The 22,454-nt window shown below is 32.9% G+C and carries 24 protein-coding genes; 22 read left to right on the forward strand and 2 right to left on the reverse strand.

The window, feature by feature from the left end:
* Window positions 1-102 precede the first annotated feature (102 nt).
* On the forward strand, window positions 103-1,266 hold the full coding sequence (locus Q2T46_RS08990) for an amidase domain-containing protein (RefSeq protein WP_311062227.1): 1,164 nt from the start codon (window positions 103-105) through the stop codon (window positions 1,264-1,266).
* A 100-nt stretch (window positions 1,267-1,366) separates the two neighbouring features.
* Here Q2T46_RS08990 and Q2T46_RS08995 read toward each other — a convergent pair whose 3' ends face one another.
* Complete coding sequence (locus Q2T46_RS08995; protein WP_303263248.1) at window positions 1,367-1,876, reverse strand: hypothetical protein; 510 nt, start codon at window positions 1,874-1,876, stop codon at window positions 1,367-1,369.
* A gap of 357 nt (window positions 1,877-2,233) precedes the next feature.
* Here Q2T46_RS08995 and Q2T46_RS09000 point away from each other — a divergent pair, with 357 nt between their 5' ends.
* Together Q2T46_RS09000 and Q2T46_RS09005 are read left to right on the forward strand one after the other, a co-directional pair.
* Window positions 2,234-2,809 (forward strand): hypothetical protein, encoded by a 576-nt coding sequence (locus tag Q2T46_RS09000; RefSeq protein ID WP_303263247.1) that lies wholly within the window; start codon window positions 2,234-2,236, stop codon window positions 2,807-2,809.
* Between the two features lie 20 nt (window positions 2,810-2,829).
* A complete protein-coding gene (locus Q2T46_RS09005; RefSeq protein WP_303263246.1) occupies window positions 2,830-3,195 on the forward strand; it encodes a hypothetical protein in 366 nt (121 codons plus the stop codon).
* A 510-nt stretch (window positions 3,196-3,705) separates the two neighbouring features.
* On the opposite strand, the gene Q2T46_RS09010 is transcribed toward Q2T46_RS09005, so the two are convergent.
* Entirely contained in the window at window positions 3,706-3,843 is a 138-nt protein-coding gene (locus Q2T46_RS09010; RefSeq protein WP_311062228.1) for a hypothetical protein, read from the reverse strand.
* Between the two features lie 261 nt (window positions 3,844-4,104).
* On the opposite strand from Q2T46_RS09010, the gene Q2T46_RS09015 reads away from it, so the two are divergent.
* The 19 genes from Q2T46_RS09015 to hcp all read left to right on the forward strand — a co-directional run bounded on the left by Q2T46_RS09015 (window position 4,105) and on the right by hcp (window position 22,286).
* The gene (locus tag Q2T46_RS09015) at window positions 4,105-4,503 is read left to right on the forward strand and encodes a DUF2712 domain-containing protein (protein WP_303263245.1); all 399 of its coding nucleotides are present in this window, start codon (window positions 4,105-4,107) and stop codon (window positions 4,501-4,503) included.
* A 79-nt stretch (window positions 4,504-4,582) separates the two neighbouring features.
* A complete protein-coding gene (locus Q2T46_RS09020) occupies window positions 4,583-5,200 on the forward strand; it encodes a hypothetical protein (RefSeq protein WP_303263243.1) in 618 nt (205 codons plus the stop codon).
* A 220-nt stretch (window positions 5,201-5,420) separates the two neighbouring features.
* Window positions 5,421-6,173 carry a hypothetical protein gene (locus Q2T46_RS09025; protein ID WP_303263242.1) on the forward strand — a complete coding sequence of 251 codons (753 nt, stop codon included), beginning with the start codon at window positions 5,421-5,423 and terminating at the stop codon, window positions 6,171-6,173.
* 62 nt (window positions 6,174-6,235) lie between these two features.
* Complete coding sequence (locus tag Q2T46_RS09030; protein ID WP_303263241.1) at window positions 6,236-6,958, forward strand: hypothetical protein; 723 nt, start codon at window positions 6,236-6,238, stop codon at window positions 6,956-6,958.
* 21 nt (window positions 6,959-6,979) lie between these two features.
* Window positions 6,980-7,636 carry an ABC transporter ATP-binding protein gene (locus Q2T46_RS09035; protein ID WP_303263240.1) on the forward strand — a complete coding sequence of 219 codons (657 nt, stop codon included), beginning with the start codon at window positions 6,980-6,982 and terminating at the stop codon, window positions 7,634-7,636.
* The gene (locus tag Q2T46_RS09040) at window positions 7,629-8,294 is read left to right on the forward strand and encodes a hypothetical protein (RefSeq protein WP_303263239.1); all 666 of its coding nucleotides are present in this window, start codon (window positions 7,629-7,631) and stop codon (window positions 8,292-8,294) included. The genes Q2T46_RS09035 and Q2T46_RS09040 overlap by 8 nt, the downstream gene beginning before the upstream one ends.
* 44 nt (window positions 8,295-8,338) lie before the next feature.
* Window positions 8,339-8,905: a VanZ family protein gene (locus Q2T46_RS09045; RefSeq protein WP_303263237.1), complete on the forward strand. Its 567-nt coding sequence runs from the start codon at window positions 8,339-8,341 to the stop codon at window positions 8,903-8,905.
* Between the two features lie 6 nt (window positions 8,906-8,911).
* On the forward strand, window positions 8,912-9,112 hold the full coding sequence (locus tag Q2T46_RS09050; protein ID WP_311062229.1) for a hypothetical protein: 201 nt from the start codon (window positions 8,912-8,914) through the stop codon (window positions 9,110-9,112).
* Between the two features lie 43 nt (window positions 9,113-9,155).
* Window positions 9,156-9,440 carry a hypothetical protein gene (locus tag Q2T46_RS09055; RefSeq protein WP_303263236.1) on the forward strand — a complete coding sequence of 95 codons (285 nt, stop codon included), beginning with the start codon at window positions 9,156-9,158 and terminating at the stop codon, window positions 9,438-9,440.
* Window positions 9,368-9,916, forward strand: a complete 549-nt coding sequence (locus Q2T46_RS09060) for a response regulator transcription factor (protein ID WP_311062230.1) — start codon at window positions 9,368-9,370, stop codon at window positions 9,914-9,916. The genes Q2T46_RS09055 and Q2T46_RS09060 overlap by 73 nt, the downstream gene beginning before the upstream one ends.
* A gap of 286 nt (window positions 9,917-10,202) precedes the next feature.
* Window positions 10,203-10,535: a hypothetical protein gene (locus Q2T46_RS09065; protein ID WP_303263233.1), complete on the forward strand. Its 333-nt coding sequence runs from the start codon at window positions 10,203-10,205 to the stop codon at window positions 10,533-10,535.
* A gap of 347 nt (window positions 10,536-10,882) precedes the next feature.
* Window positions 10,883-12,025, forward strand: coding sequence for a hypothetical protein (locus Q2T46_RS09070; RefSeq protein WP_303263232.1), 1,143 nt, complete (start codon window positions 10,883-10,885; stop codon window positions 12,023-12,025).
* Window positions 12,026-12,097: 72 nt separating this feature from the next.
* Window positions 12,098-12,775 carry a hypothetical protein gene (locus tag Q2T46_RS09075; protein ID WP_303263231.1) on the forward strand — a complete coding sequence of 226 codons (678 nt, stop codon included), beginning with the start codon at window positions 12,098-12,100 and terminating at the stop codon, window positions 12,773-12,775.
* 210 nt (window positions 12,776-12,985) lie between these two features.
* Window positions 12,986-17,248: a 2-hydroxyacyl-CoA dehydratase gene (locus tag Q2T46_RS09080; RefSeq protein ID WP_303263229.1), complete on the forward strand. Its 4,263-nt coding sequence runs from the start codon at window positions 12,986-12,988 to the stop codon at window positions 17,246-17,248.
* 47 nt (window positions 17,249-17,295) lie between these two features.
* Window positions 17,296-17,502, forward strand: coding sequence for an XkdF (locus Q2T46_RS09085; RefSeq protein ID WP_303263228.1), 207 nt, complete (start codon window positions 17,296-17,298; stop codon window positions 17,500-17,502).
* Between the two features lie 158 nt (window positions 17,503-17,660).
* The gene (locus Q2T46_RS09090) at window positions 17,661-17,831 is read left to right on the forward strand and encodes a zinc-ribbon domain-containing protein (RefSeq protein WP_015312673.1); all 171 of its coding nucleotides are present in this window, start codon (window positions 17,661-17,663) and stop codon (window positions 17,829-17,831) included.
* A gap of 227 nt (window positions 17,832-18,058) precedes the next feature.
* Window positions 18,059-19,270, forward strand: coding sequence for an MFS transporter (locus tag Q2T46_RS09095; protein ID WP_399388584.1), 1,212 nt, complete (start codon window positions 18,059-18,061; stop codon window positions 19,268-19,270).
* 228 nt (window positions 19,271-19,498) lie between these two features.
* Window positions 19,499-20,482 (forward strand): L-glyceraldehyde 3-phosphate reductase, encoded by a 984-nt coding sequence (mgrA, locus tag Q2T46_RS09100; RefSeq protein ID WP_303263224.1) that lies wholly within the window; start codon window positions 19,499-19,501, stop codon window positions 20,480-20,482.
* A 163-nt stretch (window positions 20,483-20,645) separates the two neighbouring features.
* Window positions 20,646-22,286, forward strand: a complete 1,641-nt coding sequence (hcp, locus tag Q2T46_RS09105) for a hydroxylamine reductase (RefSeq protein ID WP_303263223.1) — start codon at window positions 20,646-20,648, stop codon at window positions 22,284-22,286.
* The last annotated feature ends 168 nt before the right edge of the window (window positions 22,287-22,454 follow it).

Here is a 22,454-nt window from a genome sequence, read left to right on the forward strand (position 1 = left end):
TACGCGTACAAAAAAAGCATCATATGAAATTTCTGAAAATTTTAATAATGACAATGTATCAGAAAATATCACTTAGTAGCACACTAACATTACTATTTGTGCATGAGTGAAAAGGAAGGAATGTGGGTTAGTATGAAAAAAATCGGATACATTTTAGGAAGTATTTTAATAGTTGCAATTTTATTTGTTTCTGCAAGAATAAGCATAGCGGCAAGTTCATTGGAAAATATACCTCAAAATCCATATGTACAGCAGTACTTTAAAGAAAAAACGGAAAATGTGTCGCTACAGGAAAATGCAACCTCGGAAACATTGGTTGATCCGCAATTAGAAGAAAAGACATCTATAGCTACTTTAACCGAGTACTATAATGAAGATATAAAAGTAGCTAATATCATAAAAAAATATTGTCAGGATACAAAATTAATTGAGGAAACAACATCATTAATAAAAAATGACAAAATAAATGTAATGCATGCTATACAAAAAATATATCCTTCCGTTAATGATCTAAATGAGAAAAAAATATTAGTAGCATATTTAGAAAGATACGCAAGGGATTCAAAGGACAATGTATCAATCTCATTTTTGAATAAACTTATTCAACCAATAAAATCAACTAATACAAAAAAAGAAGAAGATTTACTCAAACAAAATAAAGAGTCTGTAAATGCCAATTCGGCAATCACTGCTTCATCGTATGCTGGATCATATTCAGGAGGAGCAGCGGCTGATTGGGCTTACAATCATTACAACACATATAGCACTGATTATCCAGCATTTAATAATCCAAACGGCAGTTATTCTGACTGCACAAATTTTGTGTCACAAGCTATGCATGTGGGTGGTGGTATGCCAATGCAGGGAAATTGGTACTGTTATAAGAAGAATTCTACGTACCCGAGTCCAATTAATGCAGATCAATTGAATTATAGTTGGTCCGTATCTGATCCAAGCCCTTGGATCAGTGTTGGACAGTTTGCAGAATTTTGGACTCCTAAAGCTAATGTAAGTTATTACTCACATGATGATTATGTAACTCGGCATGAAACAATTTATAACTTACCAATATATCGTGGGGATTCTGTTATATTTTACTCAGGAATAGCAAATTGGATTACTTATCCATCACATGCAATGATTATTTCTGGGTATGATACAACAAATAAAGATTTTTTACTTTCAGGACACTCAAATAATAGACGTAATTATCCATTACTTAGTGCAATCTCAAATTATAGCGAGATAGAATTTATTTCTTATTAAATATTAAAAGCATAGAGCTAAGTTATAGGTCTTTAGAAACATACCTAAATATTATATACACCAAAAATAACCGGATATAAGAAAATATTCTTATATTCGGTTATTTTGTAAGACTATTTTTCAAACCTTCTTCTGCCCGAGTTTCAGTAACTTTTACAAGATTTTTGATTTCTTCATTATTTGGGAATCTAATATTAGCCGGAAATAATTTTTTTACATCTTTATTATAGTTTACTCCATCTTTAGGAAAGTCATGGCTGATAATTGAAATGCCTTTACTGCTTTTTTTAATTTTTAGAACTACAGGTAATGATACACCTTGCCCCCTTTCAAGATTAGTTCCTGTCTTTATATATTCTTCTTTAACTAACCAGATGTAAATTTTGTCTTTGTCTGTCCCTAAAAGCTCGAATGCACTATACATTTTTCCTTTACTTGGATAAGCAATGTCATTTGTTTTTGTATCCAGATAATTTAATATAATTTTTTTATCATTTTGAGTAATTTTTAAAGGATTAGTTGTTGTAATTTTTTGGCTCGAATTACATCCTGCAAAAACAATAATAATTGATAATATCAAAACAAATACTAAAAAAGATCTAATTTTCATAATAAAAACATCTCCCTCAATAATCTTTTTATATTTGTGTGTTTTTGTGTATTCATATATAATATTCTTTTTTGTCTTTTTTCATATTAATACAGTGTTTTTAACATGAGGATATGGACTATTATTTTACAAGCTTTTTCGCAAAAAAATTGTTTATTACACATCTATTTTATTATAATAATAAGGTCATTACAACTTTTTTCATGCGACAAGTACCGTTTTAGTACTTTCGTACTAAAAAAATTAGTACTTTTGGTCAGTTGACATATTTATGAAGTGGATATATTATGAAGCTAAGAGAATTACTGGTAGCATATAACAGTTTATGTTAAAAGGAAGGGAGGGAGATGTTAATATATGATAAAACGGTTTTTAACTTTGAAAAAATTCATTTCATTATTTTTAGTTGTAGCACTTCTTTCAATTTCAACTTTGAGTCCAGTTTATGCTGCTGATCCAAGGTTCAATGATGCAAATTTAAAGAAATCAATTAATGACAACCGAGCATATACAACTATTGAAAATGTTCCAATTGACAAACAAAAAGTTGAGAATGGATCAATGACTGCAGAATATGTACAAAAAAAGGACACAAGTGTAGAAGAAAGTGGCACTATTAAACCACAAGGTTTAAAAGGTAAAGCTTTAAAACTATCTGTAAAAAGAATTGCTGGAATGTTAAGATCAAGTGCAATAGATAAAATAGCTGAATGGATGGAAACTTATATTAATAAAGAAGCTGCAAAATATCTAAGAAAATATTCTATCAAGATTGCAAATAAATTGGATGAGCTTTCTACATGGGAAGATTTGGCACTTCAAGCGATTGAAGATCAAGTAACGGGATTTTTGAATGGATTGGGTGTACCTTATAGCATTGCAAAAGGAATAGGGCTTGGTCTAAAATATATTATAGATTGGGGAGTTTTTTAATCTTTAGGAGGGATAACTTTATGGATAGCTTAGAACAGAGAGTACTGGAGTTAGAACAGAGAGTGCTGGAATTGGAATCACAAAACAGATTATTAATCGATGCATTGCTTCGCATAGCTTCTGAAAAAGGAGAACCACTTGCAAAAAATTTCAGCACATATGCTCTTCTCAATAAATATACAGCTTATGAAATACAAGAACTTGAGGGATTGTTAAAGTGGGCATTTAATAAAAGCACTGAAAATAATTTAAGTAAAGAAGAATTTATTGAAGAGTTTAATAGACGTTTACCTAAAAGAAAAAATGAACTAAACTTTCTCTTCGAATGCTATAGAAGAGAGAACATTCTACCATATTTATGTAATTTAGTTTTAGGAGATAATTAAAAAGCATTACACGAATTAAATAAATCACTTACAACAACAAATTGGCTATTGCTCTTGCTTTTTGTAGTTTTATCTATAAATACTTTTAAAATTGGAAAAGGTATAAAAGTGACAAGCAGAAAGACAAGTAAAAAATTTTTTGACTATGATGATGTTTAAGCTTTAGAACTTTACATTGCTAATATATGTATTTTAAAACAATAACCATATAGCTATATATTCCGAAATAACCGGACATAAGAAAATATTCTTATATTCGGCTATTTTATAGGACTATTTTTTAAATCTTCTTCTGCCCGAGTTTTAGTAACTTTTACAAGATTTTTGATTTCTTCATTATTTGGGAATCTAATATTAGCCGGAAATAATTTTTTTTACATCTTTATTATAGTTTACTCCATCTTTAGGAAAGTCATGGCTGATAATTGAAATGCCTTTACTGCTTTTTTTAATTTTTAGAACTACAGGTAATGATACACCTTGCCCCCCTTTCAAGATTAGTTCCTGTCTTTATAATTCTTCTTTAACTAACCAGATGTAAATTTTGTCTTTGTCTGTCCCTAAAAGCTCGAATGCACTATACATTTTTCCTTTATTTGGATAAGCAATATCATTTGTTTTTGTACATTCTTTTTTGTCTCTTTTCATATTAATACAGTGTTTTTAACATGAGGATATGGACTATTTTACAAGCTTTTTCGCAAAAAAATTATTTATTACACATCTATTTTATTATAAGTAGAAGTTTATTACAACTTTTATCATGCCACAAGTACCATTTTAGTACTTTCGTATTAAAAAAATTAGTACTTTTGGTCAATTGACATATTTATGAAGTGGATATATTATGAAGTTAAGAGAGTTGCCGGTAGCCTCTAACAGTCTATGTTAAAAGGAGGTGAGGTATGAATGATAAAAAGTAATATTAAAACTATAATTTGTACAAGCTTAGTAATTGTTATCCTGTCGTTTACAGTCGCAATGGCAGATAGTTTGCCATATACAGTTAATTTACCTACATTTAAGGGAGATACAGTCGCAATGAGCGGTGAAAAGGTAACTAATGATGATTACGTATCTAATAAAGTTGATTATATAGGTGGTGATTACGATGCAGCGGATTTTTGGGTAATTAGAGATGATGGCACAAGAATTTCAAATAATTTTACATGTTACGAGGGACAAGGAACATATAGAATAAGTTTTAACACCAATGAGAATTCAAAAACATTTATAAAACTTTATACACAAAATAATGCCATTACTGCTGTAAATGTTACAATGAAAGGATATGCTGACTTGAGATAAATAGGCATTAATTAAATGATTTTTCTTATGCTGTGGCAACGATTTGCTACAGCATAAGATTTGCTTTAAGGAGGCAAGTATGTTCTTTAATCTATTAAAATTTGAATTTAATAAGCTTTTTAAAAGAAGAGAATTTAATATTGTTTTAACTTTAGAGATTGCATTTATTTCAATTGCATTTATTTGTGCATCTATGGTTTTATACAAAAGTCCTACCTCTGAGCTGCCTTCTGCATATCAATTGTGGATTGGTTACGATAATGCAAATTTTAACTTTATAAAATTTATATATTATCTGTTTTTTCTCACTCTACCAGCATGTATAGCATATTCAGATACTTTTTTGGAAGATAGGAAAGAGCGTGTACTTAATTTTATCGTATCACGCTGCAATAAAGGTTTGTACATATTGAGTAAAGGAATTGTTGTCTTTTTCTCAGGATTTATAGTGATTTTTTTGCCACTACTTATACATCAACTTCTTTGCGTAGTCACTTTGCCTTTATATACTGCTTCCGAAGTAATCGCCGGTAATCCTACATATGATAAATACTACCTTACGAGGTTTTATTTTAGTCAGCTTCATACTTTAAATCCATATTTGCACAATCTTTTGTATATTTTTTTGGATGGCCTTTTTGGCGGGGCGATTGCGATTTTTTCTTACGCCATATCGTTTTTGAAAAATATAAACTAGGTATGCAGTTATTATTTTGCCTACAGTCTTCTTTTTCATAGAAAACTTTGTAGCTGCTATTTTCGGAAAAGCACGTTATTCACTGATCTATTATTTAAATATTACGTCAAGTATTAAAGGATTAAATTATGCAGTATTTGCATTTTCATTAATAGCTTTAATGATAGCTAGTCTGTGTACTATTGTACTTTTCAATAAGCTTAATAGGGATGAGATTTAGATGAAGCTACGTAAAATATTGCTAATAGGCATGAAAAATCGCATATTTGCGTATTTACTTGTAACAATCTTTACTGTGAGAATGATGATACTTGTAAGCCAACAGATGGAATTAATAAGTAAAACTCATGTTAGTGAGCTATATATGCAGTTTTCGCACGTAAGATATTTTGCACTCTATTACATACCTGTATTTCTTATAATAGTTGGTATGGAGGATATTTTAAATGATTATTTGATATTTTCAAAGTTTAATAACATTGACTTTTGGTGGAAAGACAAGATTAAACTTTTATCACTTGATACGTTGCTTTACGTTATACTTCTTGAGATACCTATAATTATACTTGTTATCATGCATGTAGAAAAGCTAGATATTTTAAATGCAAAATCACTTGTTTTTATAGCTGTAGATCTTGTGATAAAATACATGATTTTTTTGATAGTAGGGCTCATATTCCTTTTTTCATCATTTGTGACTAAAAAGCAGTACATAGGATTTACTGCAGGCTTTTTTGCAGGCGCCATTGACTATATTTTGATGATTTTGCATTTTGATAGATATGCTGTGATAGTTTCCGGAATGATGACTCAGCTTATTATGTCATTTAATTTTTCTGCAGTAAGATTTTTATTGCTGTCAGCGATATACATTGTTTACCTTGTTTCACTGTTTATATCTTTATACTGCGCATCTGGTGAAATATTAAAGAGAATTGATCTATATAGAGGTGATTTGAAATTAGAAAGGTAATTATTTTTACTGTTGCCGCAGTAATTATCGGTTTTTTATCTGCTTTATTTTGGGTAAATTACATGAAATCTTTTGGAGATATGTCGCTTGAGATGCTGGTATCATTCACAAATAATTTTTTGCCGTATCCGAAAGAGAATATGACTTTTTGGTTTACATTGTACATCATATATTTTGCACCTAAGTTATTGACGTTTTTTATCATGGGAGATTTTTTCTATGAGGATTTTAGAATTTGCTCTGTGTATGTCTTTACAAGAAAAGACAACAGGTCACTCTGGTTTATAAACAAATTATTTAAATTGATGTGGTATATATTGGCATATTATGCTTCTATTACTGCTGTCATATCAATTGTTGGGATTATAAAAGGGTTTAATGTTGACTCAGTTGGAAGCTTTTTGTTGATATTTGCGGCGACTGTTGTTCTTAATGTAATTACAACGTTGATATTTGCTTTATTAGCAAACATATTATCACTTTATGCAAATGCAGAAATGTCTATGGTATTTACTTTGTTCATTTTCGCGGTATTTCATATACCTGCATTTGTTTGGATAGGTAACTTTCAAAATTTAATTATAAAATTAGATCCTGCACTTCAGACAGTACTTGTATGGCATGATGACAGTTTTTTAGCAAAATACAATAGTCTTTTCAATATGTCTACAATATCTGGATTTAATGTTTGGTGGTCCTTGTTTATATTGGGTGCATATTTGATATTAGCGGCTTTTACGGGAATCAAAGTTATAAGAATGATAGAGATAACTGATAAATATTAAAGTAAAGAGGTGTTTTTTAGTATGAAGGCTATAGAAATACGACATTTGACAAAGACAATAGGTGGTAGACATATATTAAGAGATGTTAATCTTGAGATTGAAAGTGGAAAAATATACGGCTTTCATGGAAGAAATGGTTCGGGAAAGACAATGCTTTTTAGAGCTATATGTGGCTTGATAAAACCCACTGAAGGTGAAGTTATAGTATTTGGCAAGAGAATTGGTAAAGATGTTTCATTTCCAGAAAGTCTTGGATTGATAATAGAAAATGTAGGATTCTGGAACCAATGGACAGGATTTCAGAATTTAAAATTTTTAGCGTCAATAAAAAATATTATTGATGATGAGGAGATTAAAAATGCTATAAAAAGAGTGGGATTAGACCCTGATGATATAAGACCGTATAAGAAATATTCACTAGGCATGAAACAGAGGCTTGGAATAGCGCAGGTAATAATGGAGAGGCCACAGCTAATTGTGCTCGATGAGCCTACAAACGCTCTTGATGAAGATGGAGTAAATATTGTAAGAAAGATATTATTAGAAGAAAAGGAAAGAGGTGCAACTGTATTAATAGCAAGCCATATAAAGGAGGACATTGATATTCTTTGCGATTATAAGTATAAGGTAGATGATGGGAAAATATACGATGCAGGAAGTGAAATAAGAGATGAATAAAAAATATATCTCGATAATGTTAATTTTTATTGCTGTAGCTTTTATTGTGGGCTTTGCAGTGCGCACATCCTTTATAAATGCTAATAGTGTGGGAGTTAATGACATAGAAAAGTTTAAGATAATGCGTATAGGTACAATTAGCGAAGACAATTTATCACTTTCGAATCTTATAAATGATTCTGATGTCGTAGTTAGAGGAAAAGCATTAGATGAAAAGATGTATTTGCATGGTGCGACGATGAGACAATTTAAAGTAGATATTGTATTTAAAGGTGATAAAGATATCAAAGATACTACTGTTTATATTTTTGAACCGTCTTATTTTGATTTTACTCATAATTTATTTTACATATACTGCGGATATAACCTCATGAAGGATGGTGAGGAATACATACTGTTTTTGAAGAAATGGCCATACACCAATTACTTAAGATACAATCCGTATTATAAGAATAAAAATATTTACGTATTATCTCATAACAATGGAATTGATAAGTACAGTGTGAATGACCATCTGCTTACTAAAGTCGTATCGGATAGCCAGGAATTTTACGGGCAAATATCACAGTACGATTTTTGCGGATACAGCAAAGATGAAGTAAATAAGTACAATAAAGTTAAAAGCGAAGTTTTGAATTATTTTGTACAAGTTAAATGAACCATGTCATTTTAATTTAAGTTATATTCGGGAGATGGATTATTTTGGGGATAAATTTTCCGATAGGATTAAAAGCTATTTTGTTTATTTTCTTCATTCCTTTTATTATAAAACAATTTAAGTCGACAAAAAATATTGTTATAGTCACATTTATGGCAGGGTTTATTATATATGCAATTGAACTAATAAGTATAGTGTTTTTCCCGATTACATTTTATCCACCTATGCCTAATTATACTCCAAATGTAAATATTGTTCCTATGAAAGATATAATAATTCTTATGAGATTACAGCCAATTAATATAGTTATAAAAAATGTGGTTGGGAATATTATACTTTTTATTCCGTTTGGCTTTTTTGTACCGATAATATATAGAAATATGAACAAATTTAATTATACGCTATTGTTGGGTTTGTGTGTTTCAGTATTTATAGAAATTGCTCAATTTACTATTGATTATTTGACAAAGTATCCCAATCATACATCTGATGTCAATGATGTCATATTGAATATTATTGGATTAATATTGGGGTTTATGATTCAAAGAGGAATTAGAAAAGTATCTTTTATGGCGGACTATATAAATAATGTGGCAAATAAAATTCACTAATCAGATATGGTAGCAATTAATGATTATTTCCAAAGGGCAGATATTAATCTGTCCTTTATTTATGCCGGCAGAAAAATTAAAAAAATTATTAAAAACATTAAGAATTTATTAAGAAATGTTAAGTTTTGGTTACATAAAAAGGAATTTAAAAATTTTTATAGAAATATGATTATAGAAAAATACAAAAATAAATTTGGCACATTTTAGAAGTTGTTAATATTTTAACTTTATTGTAATAAGGGAGATCGAGATGAAATATGAAGTTATAAAATATGATACTCATAAACATTTGTTTGATGAAGCATGGAGAAGATGTACAAGAAGGGGACTTCATCAAGACGCAAAACCGTTTATGTTTGTATCAGATTTTTACATTTCCGATGAGAAGAAGTTGCTAATTAAAGCCTTTAGAAAAAGCATTCATGAAATATCTAAGATTAATGGCGAATTTAAAAGTTATACATGTCTATTGACAGACGAAAATGGCGTAATAATAGATTTGATTGTGCTAACAAAAGTAGTTTTTCTTATTTAAATATAGGTGTTCCATTGAAAGAAGAATTTACAGGAATAAATGCAGTATCGATCGCTTTAAACGAAAGAGAAGCTGCATTTGTCAAAAAGAATGAACATTATCTTAAGTGCCTCAGGGAGATAGACTGCATAGCTGTACCTGTCTTTGACAATAAAGGGCAATTGATAGGTGTAATCGATATTTCATGTATGAATGGACTTACTGATGAATGCGTGTTTATGGTGTTTTTGATGGCAAAATATATAGAATACAATTATGCAGCGCTTAAAAAAGAGATGATAAAAGGAAAATTTGAAGAAGTAGAGCTAAAGATTCTTAAGCTGACTTCGGAAGGAAAGACGGATGAAGAGATTGCAAGAATAATCATGAGGTCAATAAGCAATGTAAAATACCATAAAAACAAGATTTTTGAAATATTAAACGTGAAAAATGTAAAGGACTGTATATATAAAGCGACAAAGATGGACTTGATATAATACTTTTACAAATCCTTAAAGGAGGGCTGCATTAATGTCATCAATGAACATTGTGACTATTATATTTACCACAGTTAATTTATTTCTGATTATAATAATATTATATTTTCTATATAAATTGTTCTTGTTTTTGCATAATTGGTTTAAAAAAGGGAAATAACAAATTAGTGCTGGAAACTGGGAAAATGAAGTCATTAAACGGAGTGCTAATTTTCACAAAGAACCTAAAAAAGATATAAGGTCAAATACATATTTGGCCATAAAGAAATGTAGGCGGTGTATAGCTGTGATTAAGGGTTGTGGAAGGAAAAAAGTAATACTTCAAAAAATAGAAAATGGTATTGAATCAGAAAATATAGTTATAACTGAAGATGAACAGCCAACGGAACCATATGAAAAGGATAGATTTGAAAACTTGTTGAAATTTATCAAAGAAAATTTTGTTGAGATAACAAAAGAATTTTCCGAAGAAGAAAAAGAATTATTAAGAATGCGTTGGGGCATAGGCATGTCTTTAATCACATTTAGCGAGATTGCTGAGATAAAACATATGGATGAAAGCATTTTAAGGTCGAAATTAAAAGATTTGGAAAAACGCTTTTTCCAGAATACAAGATGAGTATGTTGATCTAAGAGTAAGCGTTACTCGAAACGGCGATGTCTGGAAGAACTGAGGTGAATGGGTTTGGATAAATTTTTTAAATGGTTGTTATCTATCATTTTGGTTGTATTAGTTTTAAATCTTTTGTTTTTGTCGTTTATCTTTATCATCAATTGGAAATCTCCTTAACAAGGCAATTTAGTGGACATACAAATGATAGGAATCAAGTAAATTACTCAAATGTATCAGGCTATGAATATTATGTTCTGTGGAATTAAGATTAATGAGTTTTTAATTCATATAAAGAAGAAGCTTATTTTGCTTCTTCTTTATATGAATTTTTTAGGAAGGAGTTTTTGTTCTTTATGAAAAAGTTTTTTTTGATGGTCTTTGCACTTATATTTATTGCTACAGGTTGTTATACTGTAGACAATACTAAAGTCACAGAAAAAGAAAGCCCTAAGAGCGACATTGAAGAGATAAAAATACCTTTTTTGATATATACAAATGAGCCAGATAATAAACATTCGGCAATGTTAGCTTATTGGGATTTGAATAACGCTAAAGTAAATTTAACTGAAAAGACGGTCTATATCTCAGAAGACCCCAATTTTGTCACACCTTTATTTTGGGATGGAGATGGCAGGATAGTATTGAGAAAGACTTCTTATCCAACAGATGAATATAAAGACAAGGTAGATTTTGTCAAAGGCAATGATGTGGGTATGGTATACGGCAAGGACATTGAAGCTAAAGGGAATTTGGATGACAATCCTGAACCAATTAAAAAAGTAAAAAACTATACATTATACTTACACAATGGTAGCGATGTAATGGAAAAGAATGTACCATTTCTGTATAAAACGAAGGATGACAAAGGCAATGACATTACAGTAGGTGAATATAATCAACCATGCTTTATAGATTATGACAGCAAAACAGGTAATATAACATTTATCTTTGATTATCCATTTGAGACACATTCCAATATATATATTGCCAAGTGCAATGTAGACAACATTGACAAGATAAGCTGGGATGAGATAAGGCTTCCTGGTGATGGTGTTGTTTATACACCTTGTCCAAATAATACAATGCTTGTGGGTTCTAAATACTACATCCAATGTTTCAAAACATTAGGTGAAGTCGATCTTAAGACAAAAAAAGCAATTTTGCTTGATGATGTTGCGAAAGAATGTAGAAGCATCGTGAAAGAAGGAAGCTTTAAACCAGACTATTCTAAAGATATAACGCCTGTTGGAAAATACAAAGACGTATTGATTTTAAGCCTTCCTATAAGTACAGATACAAATGTAGAGCCTTTAATATGCGCCTTTAAAGATAATAAGCTATTAGGTGCAATACATTTAAAAAGCGATGATACGTGGGATGTAATTGGTCCTGATAAAAAAGTTACATCTTCGATGGATGTGAAAGATAAAAATCTGTACAAAGAATTTAATGCAGATTTGATGTACTTTCCAGGTCGGGAAGATATAAGTTATTAGCATATAATAAAATCAAAGATTTACTGATAATGTTTGCGAAATATTTTACTACCGAAAGGAGGTGAAATTAAAATGAACAGAAAATCAATCCGAGTATCAATATGTTTAATCTTGATGTTTATCTTAAGTTTAAGCTTAAGTGGGACTTCATTTGCTTCAAAAGGAGGAAAAATGGATACAGGTAGTAAACAATTTGTTGTCTCGAATGTAGAAAATCTTGAACCATCGTCTGAGACGACAAAAATGACATATTCGAGGCAAGTTCCTTCAAATGTGGATATAATCAGTAACCAAATAACTGTTTCAACTGAAGAAAATGCTAAACCAGCTTCTGAAACCACAAAAATGACATTACAAAAAGCGGATTCTTTAAATGCAGCTAATCCTATGTCCCTTAGTCGGCCGACTAAAGGAACAAATCTTCCTTATGATGGTTCTTTCAGTGGAGTTAACACTGAAATTTTTTCAAACTACTATTTTTTCACAAATGGTTCCACACAGCTATATGTAGACTGGAATGTAAAAGCTGACTATCCTGCTAATGTGTTATGGCACATTAATGTTTATCAAGCCGGCACGAATAAGTTTGTAATGAGCTCGGATCAATTTTCAACAAATTCTAATACTGGCTGGTGGACAACAAGATTTTACAATTTGGATCCTGCATACAATTACTACATTTCTTTTGTAAATGATGGTCCACAGATTGACTCTCCCATATCATGCGATTTTACGGTTAGACTAAAGTAAAAACAATCTCAAGATAAATGTAAGAAAACCGTTCATTTGACATTGAACGGTTTTTCTAACTGCTAGGTTTTAGATACAGCTTAGAGTGATATGTAAATAAGAATTTTGTTTTTGTACTAAATAGTGCTAACATAAACTTAAGGAATTATTTATAATTAAATCTATTTATATATTGATAATTACATACATTTATTTAAAGGAGAAATTGAAGTGAATAGAAATTTGCACTATTTAGGGATCGATGTAGGTTCTACTACGGCCAAAATAGTCATTTTAAATGAAAATGATGAAGTTATATACAAAAGATATGAAAGACACCTTTCTAACATAAAAGATACTATAGTAAACTTGGTGGATGATGCGTATTCCAAGTTTGGCGACCTTGTCATATCTGCCGCGGTTACTGGTTCTGGCGGTATGGCTGTATCCGAATGGCTTAATATGCCATTTGTGCAGGAAGTAATCGCAGGTACAAAGACTGTTGAGAGGTTTTTCCCTGAGGTAGATGTGGTCATAGAATTAGGCGGTGAGGACGCCAAGATTACATACTTTGATGGTACTATTGAGCAGAGGATGAATAGCAGTTGCGCTGGCGGCACAGGTGCATTTATAGACCAGATGGCATCGCTTTTAAAGACTGATGCACAAGGTTTAAATGAGCTTGCCAAGAATTACAGAGTTATATATCCAATAGCAGCAAGGTGTGGTGTTTTTGCAAAGACAGACATTCAACCTCTTTTAAATGAAGGCACTGCAAGAGAAGATATAGCAGCATCAATATTTCAAGCAGTTGTAAACCAGACAATAAGCGGATTAGCCTGTGGCAGGCCTATAAAGGGCAATGTGGCATTTTTAGGTGGTCCTTTGTACTTTTTACCTGAACTTAGAAAGAGGTTTATAGAGACTTTAGATTTAAAAGAAGATGAAGTCATCGTCCCTGATAATTCACAATTATCAGTTGCAATAGGTGCTGCACTTTCTACAAAAAATGATGAGATCATTACATTAAGAGATTTATACAATAGAGTACATACGATTCCATACAAAGTGAAAAATGATGTGGAGAGATTAAGACCGCTGTTTGTAGACGAAAATGAGTACAATGAATTTAAAGATAGGCACAAAGGCATTGATATTTTGGAAAAAGACATAAAGGATGCTAAAGGTGGCCTATTTTTAGGAATAGACGCAGGTTCTACTACAACAAAATTAGTTGTGATAGATGAAGATGGTGCAATTGTCTATTCTTACTACGGCAGCAACGAAGGAAATCCGCTAAATTCTGTTATAAAAGTTCTTTTAGACATATACGAAAAGATGCCTGATAGCGCATTTATAGCCAATTCCACTGTCACAGGATATGGCGAAAGCCTTATTAAAGCAGCTTTGATGGTAGACATAGGGGAGATAGAGACAATCGCTCATTACAAGGCATCAGAGCATTTTTTGCCTGGCGTCGACTTCATACTTGACATAGGTGGACAAGATATGAAGTGTATAAGGATAAGGGACGGCATAATCGACAGCATAATGTTAAACGAAGCATGTTCATCAGGTTGTGGCTCATTTTTAGAGACATTTGCATCATCTCTAAATATGTCAATCGATGAGTTTACGAAAGCTGCATTGACAGCTCAAAACCCAGTTGATTTAGGCTCCCGCTGCACTGTCTTTATGAATTCAAGGGTAAAGCAGGCACAGAAGGAAGGAGCATCATTGGGGGATATTTCTGCAGGTCTTTCATACTCTGTCATAAAAAACGCTTTGTACAAAGTCATAAAGATAAGAGATCCGAAAGAGCTGGGAGAAAAGATAATCGTTCAAGGCGGCACATTTCTCAATGATGCCATATTGAGAAGCTTCGAGCTTATTACAGGTAGAAACGCTGTAAGGCCTCAGATTGCGGGGCTAATGGGTGCATACGGTGCAGCTCTTATTGCAAAGGAAAGGTACAGTGGCGGCATCAGCACAATCTTTACGAAAGACAAGCTCGAAAGCTTTACCGCGGAAGTGTCAAGCGGTAGATGCAATAAATGTACAAACAGATGTCTTCTTACTATAAATAAATTCAATGACGGAAGAGTATTTATATCTGGCAACCGATGTGAAAGAGGTGCGGGAAAGGAGATAACTAATAAAGATATACCAAATCTCTACGACTATAAATACAAAAAGATATTTGGTTATAAACCATTAAGTGAAAGCGAGGCATATAGAGGTACTATTGGTATACCGAGAGTTTTAAACGTGTACGAAAACTATCCGCTGTGGTTTACATTTTTTACAAAGCTTGGATTTAGGGTCATATTGTCTGACAGGTCTTCAAAGAAGCTTTATGAATCAGGTATGGATACAATACCGTCAGATTCCGCATGCTATCCGGCGAAAATTGTCCATGGACATATAGTCAACTTGATAAATAAAGGTATAAAGACGATATTTTATCCATGCATACCTGTCGAGCAAGATGTTTATGAAGATGCAGACAATCATTACAACTGCCCAATTGTGTCATCTTACGCTGAAGTAATTAGAAATAACATGGATGTGTTGAAAGAAAAAGACATTTTATTTATGAATCCATTTTTGGCTTTAGATGACAAAGAGAAGCTTGCCAAAAGGCTTTACGAAGAATTGAGAATTTTCGGCGTATCAAAAGGTGAAGTGGAAAATGCCTTAAAAGAAGCATTTGATGAAGATAAAAGAGTAAAAGATGATATCGCAAGAAAAGGACAGGAAGTCTTGAGGTATTTGCATGACACAGGGAAAAGAGGAATAGTCCTTGCAGGTAGGCCCTACCATTTAGACCCGGAAATAAACCACGGCATACCAGAAATAATAACGTCATTGGGTGTGGCAGTATTGACGGAGGATTCTGTAGCACATTTAGGCAAACTTGAGAGAAAGCTTAGGGTAGTTGACCAGTGGATGTACCACACAAGGCTTTATGAAGCAGCAAGCTTTGTGGCTGACAGTGAAAACTTAGAGCTTGTACAGCTTACATCATTTGGCTGTGGCATCGATGCTGTCACATCTGATCAGGTGCAGGAAATCTTAAGCTCCAGAGAAAAAATATTTACGCTTATAAAGATTGATGAAGGCACAAATGTAGGCTCAATAAAGATACGCATAAGGTCATTGATAGCTGTTATCAATGAAAGAAAAGATGAGAAAAGAAGTAAGACTTCATATACAATGAAGAGAATACTGTTTACGGACGAAATGAGGAAGAAGCACACTATATTAGCACCACAGATGTCGCCGATACATTTCCAATTTTTGCAGGAAGCATTTAATGTATCAGGTTATAATTTGGAAGTTCTTCCTGCTATTGATAAGCCAGCGGTTGAAGAAGGCTTAAAATACGTTAATAATGATGCATGTTTTCCTTCTATAATAGTTGTAGGGCAATTGATTGAAGCATTGAAATCTGGAAAATACGATCTCAACAATACATCTGTCATAATCACGCAGACAGGTGGTGGCTGCAGAGCTACAAACTACATAGGTTTTTTAAGAAAGGCTTTAAAAGATGCTGGTTTTGAAAATATACCCGTCATATCATTGAATTTTGTAGGAATGGAGAAGAATCCTGGATTTAAAATAACACCAGGTCTTTTGAATAAGGCTTTTATCGGTCTTGTGTACGGTGACCTTTTGCAAAACGTGCTGCTTAGAGTGAGGCCATATGAAAAAATACCAGGCTCTGCAAATAAGCTTTACGAAAAATGGGTGGTTAAGTGCATAGAGTCTGTAAAAAGTGGTGATTTAAAATTATTTAAGAGAAATGTCCATGAGATCGTCGAAGATTTTGAAAATCTGGAGATTAACAATGTTATTAAGCCTAAAGTTGGTATTGTGGGGGAAATACTTGTGAAGTACCATCCTACCGCAAATAACAGCATTGTGGATGTGCTTGAAAAAGAAGGTGCTGAAGTTATATTGCCTAATCTCATTGACTTTTTGCTGTTTATACTGGATCATGCAAATGAAAAGTATAAATATCTTTCAGGTAGCAAGATAAGGCAAGTTTTACAAAATATAGGAATTGCAGGACTTGAGTTTTATCGAAAGGAGATGCGAAAGGCTTTAGAAAAAAGTAAAAGATTTATCTCGCCGAAAACTCTCAATGAGCTAAAAGAGTTGGCAGCACCTATAGTATCTCTCGGTAACATAACTGGCGAAGGATGGTATCTTACTGCGGAGATGGTGGAATTATTGAAAGAGGGCATATCAAACATTGTCTGCATACAGCCTTTCGCGTGTCTTCCAAACCATATAACAGGAAAAGGGGTTATCAAAGCCTTAAGAGAGCTTTACAGAGAAGCAAACATAGTGGCAGTTGATTACGATCCCGGTGCCAGCGAAGTGAACCAGCTAAATAGAATCAAGCTTATGCTGTCTGTAGCTTTCAAAAAATTAGAAAAAAGCAGCGAAGCATTTGAGCAGATTGCTGCCACAGAGAAAATATAGTTTTTTTAAAATGTGGGCATCATAAATAGTATGGGAGGTTTTTATGAATGGATAAGATTTCTTATGCAGTGAAACTTATTAAAGATGGTTATAAACCGTACTATTTTAAGCCCAGCAAAAGCATACCTGCAACATTTGATTCTAAGCTTACTCTCATATCAGAAGATGGTGACAAAAAGACTATTGTATTTAACGGAATGGAAGTAAGCGCCGCTGACAAGGCGTTTATGGACTATTTTACCAGTGAGGAATAAGAAAAATTTGGTTTTCATAAACAAAAGTATTGCATATTGTGATGAAACGTGGTATACTGTAACTCGTAGTTTAAACAAGAGATTTAACAACATTTCCCCTTTTTAGGATGAAATGTGGTCTGTTTAAATCTTAAAATCTTAAAAAGGAGGAAAGTGTTGTGGCTGATAAGACATTAGTATGCAAAGACTGCGGTAAGGAATTTGTCTTTACAGAAGGCGAGCAAGCTTTCTACAAAGAAAAAGGCTTCGAGAATGAGCCTCAAAGATGTCCTGAATGCAGAAGAGCAAGAAAGCAGCAGTACAATAACAACAGAGGCTATAGAAGATAAACAGCGTAAAAAACCTTATAGATTTTTCTATAAGGTTTTTTGTTATCTAATTTATTGATAAAAATTGGCAGATGTATTAAAATATTAGTTAATGCACTTATGGTAATAGTTTATATTTATTTTTGAAATACTGCTTTGCACTTTTATATGAAACAACAATAGTTACAAATGTTTAAAAAATCCTTGGAGGTATAAAATTGTATATAAAAAAGTTGTTCAAACCGTATATGGGTCTTCCAAGAGAAATTTATATATTATTTATATCAAAAATCATCAATGCAATGGGCAGTTTTGTCATGCCATTGCTTACATTAATTCTTACAGAAAAAATAGGTCTTTCCGACAGCAAAGCTGGATATTATATAAGCATTTCAGGGATTTTATATATACCTGCATTGATAATTGGAGGAAAGCTGGCCGATGTATGTGGCCGAAAAGTTATAATTGCTGTCTTTAATATTGTAGGAGCTACTTTATATATTATTGCTGGATTTTTAAGGCCATCGATCACAATGGTGTACTTGATAATGATAGCTGGAGCATGTTTTACTGCGACAGGTCCTGCCCATGATTCATTGGTGGCAGATATCACAAATCCAGCAAATAGAAAAAGTGCTTATTCTCTTTTGTACATGGGGTGGAATACAGGGTATGCAGTAGGACCTACTATAGGAGGCTTTTTATTTAAAGACCACCTTCCGCTTGTTTTTATAGGTGATGCAACGACAGCACTGATAGCCCTTTGCCTTATTATCATCTTTGTGAAAGAAACTATTCACATTAAAGATGAAGGCATAGTTGGAAATGAGAGAGCATCAGAGAAAAGTGAGCAAGGTTCAATTGTATCAGTTATTTTAAAAAGACCTATATTAATTTTTTTTGCTTTGATTCTCTTCTGCTACAATTTTGTATATAGTCAGTGGTCTTTTATGTTGCCTATTCAGGTAGTTGATGTGTTTAAAGATGCAGGTGCAAAGTATTTTGGAATGATGGCAAGCTTGAATGGATTGGTCGTTATGTCTTTTACGCCTGTAATAACAAAGATGACAGAAAAAATAAATGAACTAATGCGGGCGGTACTTGGCGGAATAATGTATACGGTAGGTTTTGGCATGCTGGGCTTTGTCAATTTATTGCCTTTTTTCTTCTTGTCAACTTTTATATTTACGCTTGGCGAAATAATTTTGGCTATAAGCACATCACCGTTTATAGCAAATCGTACACCATCATCTCACAGAGGCAGGATGAATGCAGTTCTGCAAATAATCATGGGAGCAGGATATATGATTGGACCACTGGTAATGGGAAATGTACTAAATTATGTTGAAGTAAAACCTGCATGGATGATACTCGGTGCATTCGTATCTTTTGCTACATTGCTGATGTATGGTCTAGAGAGATACGATGAAAGAAAAAATGTAGAATTAAATCAGTGTTAAATGTTATTTATGGCACCTTTATGCTATTTATTCCTATTATTTTTGTAGTCTTTAATATTGTACTATTTTTTGTAAATATAATATTAGCAGTAACGATTATGAAATTTATAAGAAAATGCGAAATAAGTTTATGACGTCATTATGATTTAAAAACTACAGTTTAATATTTTGTTTTTAATAATAATTATTATATAATTAAATTAAGATATCGTTTAAGGAGGGAGAAAAATGAGCTACATACCTGATGAAAATAGATACAACAATATGATATATAGAAGATGCGGAAGAAGTGGCCTTATGCTTCCTGCAATATCTCTTGGACTATGGCACAACTTTGGCGGATATGATGTGTTTGAAAACATGAGGGCAATGGCGAGGAGAGCGTTTGACCTTGGTATAACGCATTTTGACTTAGCAAACAATTACGGACCGCCACCAGGTTCTGCAGAAGAAAATTTCGGCAGGATTTTAAAGACGGATTTTAGAGGTTATAGAGATGAATTATTGATTTCTACAAAAGCTGGCTATACTATGTGGCCCGGCCCTTATGGAGACTGGGGTTCAAGGAAATACTTACTTTCTAGTTTAGACCAGAGCTTAAAAAGAATGGGTATTGACTATGTTGACATATTTTATTCCCACAGAAGAGATCCAAATACACCATTAGAAGAGACCATGATGGCACTAGATCAGGCTGTACGACAAGGTAAAGCCTTGTACGTCGGTATTTCAAACTACAATGCTGAAGACACTAAAAAAGCTGCAGAAATACTGAGAAAGTTTGGAACTCCTCTTTTAATAAACCAGCCAAGTTATTCTATGTTTAATAGATGGATAGAAGATGGACTTACAGATGTCCTTGAAGAAGAAGGTATTGGCAGCATAGCGTTTAGCCCATTGGCACAAGGATTATTGACTGATAAGTACCTAAATGGAATCCCTGATGATTCTAGAGCTGCAAAGAAAAATACATCCTTAAAAGGAAATCTCACTGAAGAGAACATAAATAAAGTTAGAGAATTGAAAAAAATCGCAGATAGAAGAGGCCAGAGCATTGCTCAGATGGCTTTGGCTTGGGACTTGAGAAAAGTCACATCTGCAATAATAGGCGCCAGCAGAGTAAGTCAGATAGAAGAAAATGTAAGAGCGCTAGATAATCTTGAATTTAGCGATGATGAATTGAAAGAAATAGATGAGATATTATCTAAATAGATTATGCGTTAGAGCATAGAGGGATTACAGTTTGCCCTCTATTTTTTATGCTTTGTGATATTTGTCACAGAAATAATGGATAGAGTGCCATATAATAATAAGCGTATTGAATATAGTGAACAATATGCTATTTATAAATTTAAAATAAGAAGGAGGAAAAAACATGGGAATGTTTTGCTATCAATGCCAAGAGGCATCAAAAGGCGTTGGCTGTACATTAAGAGGCGTATGCGGTAAGACTGATGATACAGCTAGACTTCAGGATTTGCTCATATACACATTAAAAGGGTTAGCAATAGTAAATCAAGAAGCTAGAAAACACGGCTTAAACAGTGAAAATACAGATTCTTTCGTAATCGATGGACTATTTTCGACTATAACAAACGTCAACTTTGACAAAAATTACTTCGTTGGCAAAATAAAAGAAGGCTTAAATCTTAGAGAGTCAATAAAAAGTAAATTGAGAGATAATGGAGTTGAAATAAATAATTTGCATGATGCAGCTAAATGGACAAAAGATGAAAGCGAATTTGATGAGAAGGCTTTATCAGTGGGCGTTCTTGCTACTGAAAATGAAGACATAAGATCATTAAGGGAGCTTATAACTTACGGCATAAAGGGTATGGCTGCTTATGCATTCCATGCTGCAAACCTTGGCTTTAAAGATCCTAATATATCAGAGTTTATTGAAAAGGCGTTAGTTGCAACATTGGATGACAGCTTAGGTGCAAATGACTATGTATCACTTGCATTAGAGGCTGGTAAATACGGCGTGGATGTGATGGCACTTTTGGACAAAGCAAATACATCCACATACGGCAATCCTGAGATCACAAAGGTAAATATCGGCGTCAGAAACAATCCTGGTATCTTAATAAGCGGACACGACTTAAAAGATTTGGAAGAACTGCTTGAACAAACAGAGGGAACAGGTGTTGACGTATATACACACGGTGAAATGCTTCCTGCCCACTACTATCCGGCATTTAAGAAGTATTCACACTTTGCAGGAAACTACGGCAATGCATGGTGGCAGCAGGATAAAGAATTTGAAAGCTTTAACGGTCCAATACTCATGACCACAAACTGCTTAACACCGCCAAAGGATTCTTATAAAGATAGACTTTACACAACTGGTGTTGTAGGATTTGAAGGTGTAAAGCATATTGATGCTGGCCCAGATGGAAAAAAAGACTTTACAGAGATAATAGAGCATGCAAAGAGATGCAAACCGCCAGTTGAAATTGAGAGTGGAGAGATAGTAGGAGGATTTGCCCACAACCAAGTTTTGGCGCTGGCAGATAAAGTAGTTGATGCAGTAAAGACTGGAGCTATAAAGAGATTCTTTGTAATGGCAGGCTGCGACGGAAGGATGAAGTCAAGAGAATATTACACAGAATTTGCAAAAGAACTTCCAAAAGATACAGTTATATTGACGGCAGGATGTGCAAAGTATAGATACAATAAATTAAATCTTGGCGACATAAACGGCATACCAAGAGTACTTGATGCAGGACAGTGCAATGACTCGTATTCATTAGCTGTTATAGCTCTGAAGCTTAAAGAAGTGTTTGGACTTAAAGATATAAATGAGCTTCCAATATCATTTAACATTGCATGGTATGAGCAAAAAGCTGTAATAGTATTACTAGCACTTCTGTACCTGGGGGTAAAGAATATTCACTTAGGACCGACACTTCCAGCATTCTTGTCACCTAATGTTGCAAAAGTTTTAGTTGAAAACTTCGGCATTGGCGGAATTACAAACGTAGAAGACGATATAAGGATGTTTATGGGGAATTAAATATAGAAAAAAAGACGGCTTTTAAATGAGCCGTTTTTTTTAATGATGGCTAAATTAAGAATTTTCATTATTATTGAAGAATATTATTTATTAATGCATTAAATTGTTGAAAAATGTCGCAAAATTTTCAATTAAAATTAGTTGCCAAAAAGTGAGAATAGTGTATAA

Origin of the sequence: Thermoanaerobacterium sp. CMT5567-10 (genome assembly GCF_030534315.2) — a bacterium.
Classification (GTDB): domain Bacteria; phylum Bacillota; class Thermoanaerobacteria; order Thermoanaerobacterales; family Thermoanaerobacteraceae; genus Thermoanaerobacterium.

Coding starts and splice junctions, on each gene's coding strand:
- Q2T46_RS09020 (WP_303263243.1), top strand. CDS start 4,583: ATGTTCTTTAATCTATTAAAATTTGAATTTAATAAGCTTTTTAAAAGA.
- Q2T46_RS09000 (WP_303263247.1), top strand. CDS start 2,234: ATGATAAAACGGTTTTTAACTTTGAAAAAATTCATTTCATTATTTTTA.
- hcp (WP_303263223.1), top strand. CDS start 20,646: ATGGGAATGTTTTGCTATCAATGCCAAGAGGCATCAAAAGGCGTTGGC.
- Q2T46_RS09005 (WP_303263246.1), top strand. CDS start 2,830: ATGGATAGCTTAGAACAGAGAGTACTGGAGTTAGAACAGAGAGTGCTG.
- Q2T46_RS09015 (WP_303263245.1), top strand. CDS start 4,105: ATGATAAAAAGTAATATTAAAACTATAATTTGTACAAGCTTAGTAATT.
- Q2T46_RS09025 (WP_303263242.1), top strand. CDS start 5,421: ATGAAGCTACGTAAAATATTGCTAATAGGCATGAAAAATCGCATATTT.
- Q2T46_RS09050 (WP_311062229.1), top strand. CDS start 8,912: ATGGTAGCAATTAATGATTATTTCCAAAGGGCAGATATTAATCTGTCC.
- Q2T46_RS09070 (WP_303263232.1), top strand. CDS start 10,883: ATGAAAAAGTTTTTTTTGATGGTCTTTGCACTTATATTTATTGCTACA.
- Q2T46_RS09040 (WP_303263239.1), top strand. CDS start 7,629: ATGAATAAAAAATATATCTCGATAATGTTAATTTTTATTGCTGTAGCT.
- mgrA (WP_303263224.1), top strand. CDS start 19,499: ATGAGCTACATACCTGATGAAAATAGATACAACAATATGATATATAGA.
- Q2T46_RS09060 (WP_311062230.1), top strand. CDS start 9,368: ATGTCTATTGACAGACGAAAATGGCGTAATAATAGATTTGATTGTGCT.
- Q2T46_RS09055 (WP_303263236.1), top strand. CDS start 9,156: ATGAAATATGAAGTTATAAAATATGATACTCATAAACATTTGTTTGAT.
- Q2T46_RS09035 (WP_303263240.1), top strand. CDS start 6,980: ATGAAGGCTATAGAAATACGACATTTGACAAAGACAATAGGTGGTAGA.
- Q2T46_RS09075 (WP_303263231.1), top strand. CDS start 12,098: ATGAACAGAAAATCAATCCGAGTATCAATATGTTTAATCTTGATGTTT.
- Q2T46_RS09095 (WP_399388584.1), top strand. CDS start 18,059: ATGGGTCTTCCAAGAGAAATTTATATATTATTTATATCAAAAATCATC.
- Q2T46_RS09010 (WP_311062228.1), bottom strand. CDS start 3,843: ATGAAAAGAGACAAAAAAGAATGTACAAAAACAAATGATATTGCTTAT.
- Q2T46_RS09085 (WP_303263228.1), top strand. CDS start 17,296: ATGGATAAGATTTCTTATGCAGTGAAACTTATTAAAGATGGTTATAAA.
- Q2T46_RS08990 (WP_311062227.1), top strand. CDS start 103: ATGAGTGAAAAGGAAGGAATGTGGGTTAGTATGAAAAAAATCGGATAC.
- Q2T46_RS09030 (WP_303263241.1), top strand. CDS start 6,236: ATGAAATCTTTTGGAGATATGTCGCTTGAGATGCTGGTATCATTCACA.
- Q2T46_RS08995 (WP_303263248.1), bottom strand. CDS start 1,876: ATGAAAATTAGATCTTTTTTAGTATTTGTTTTGATATTATCAATTATT.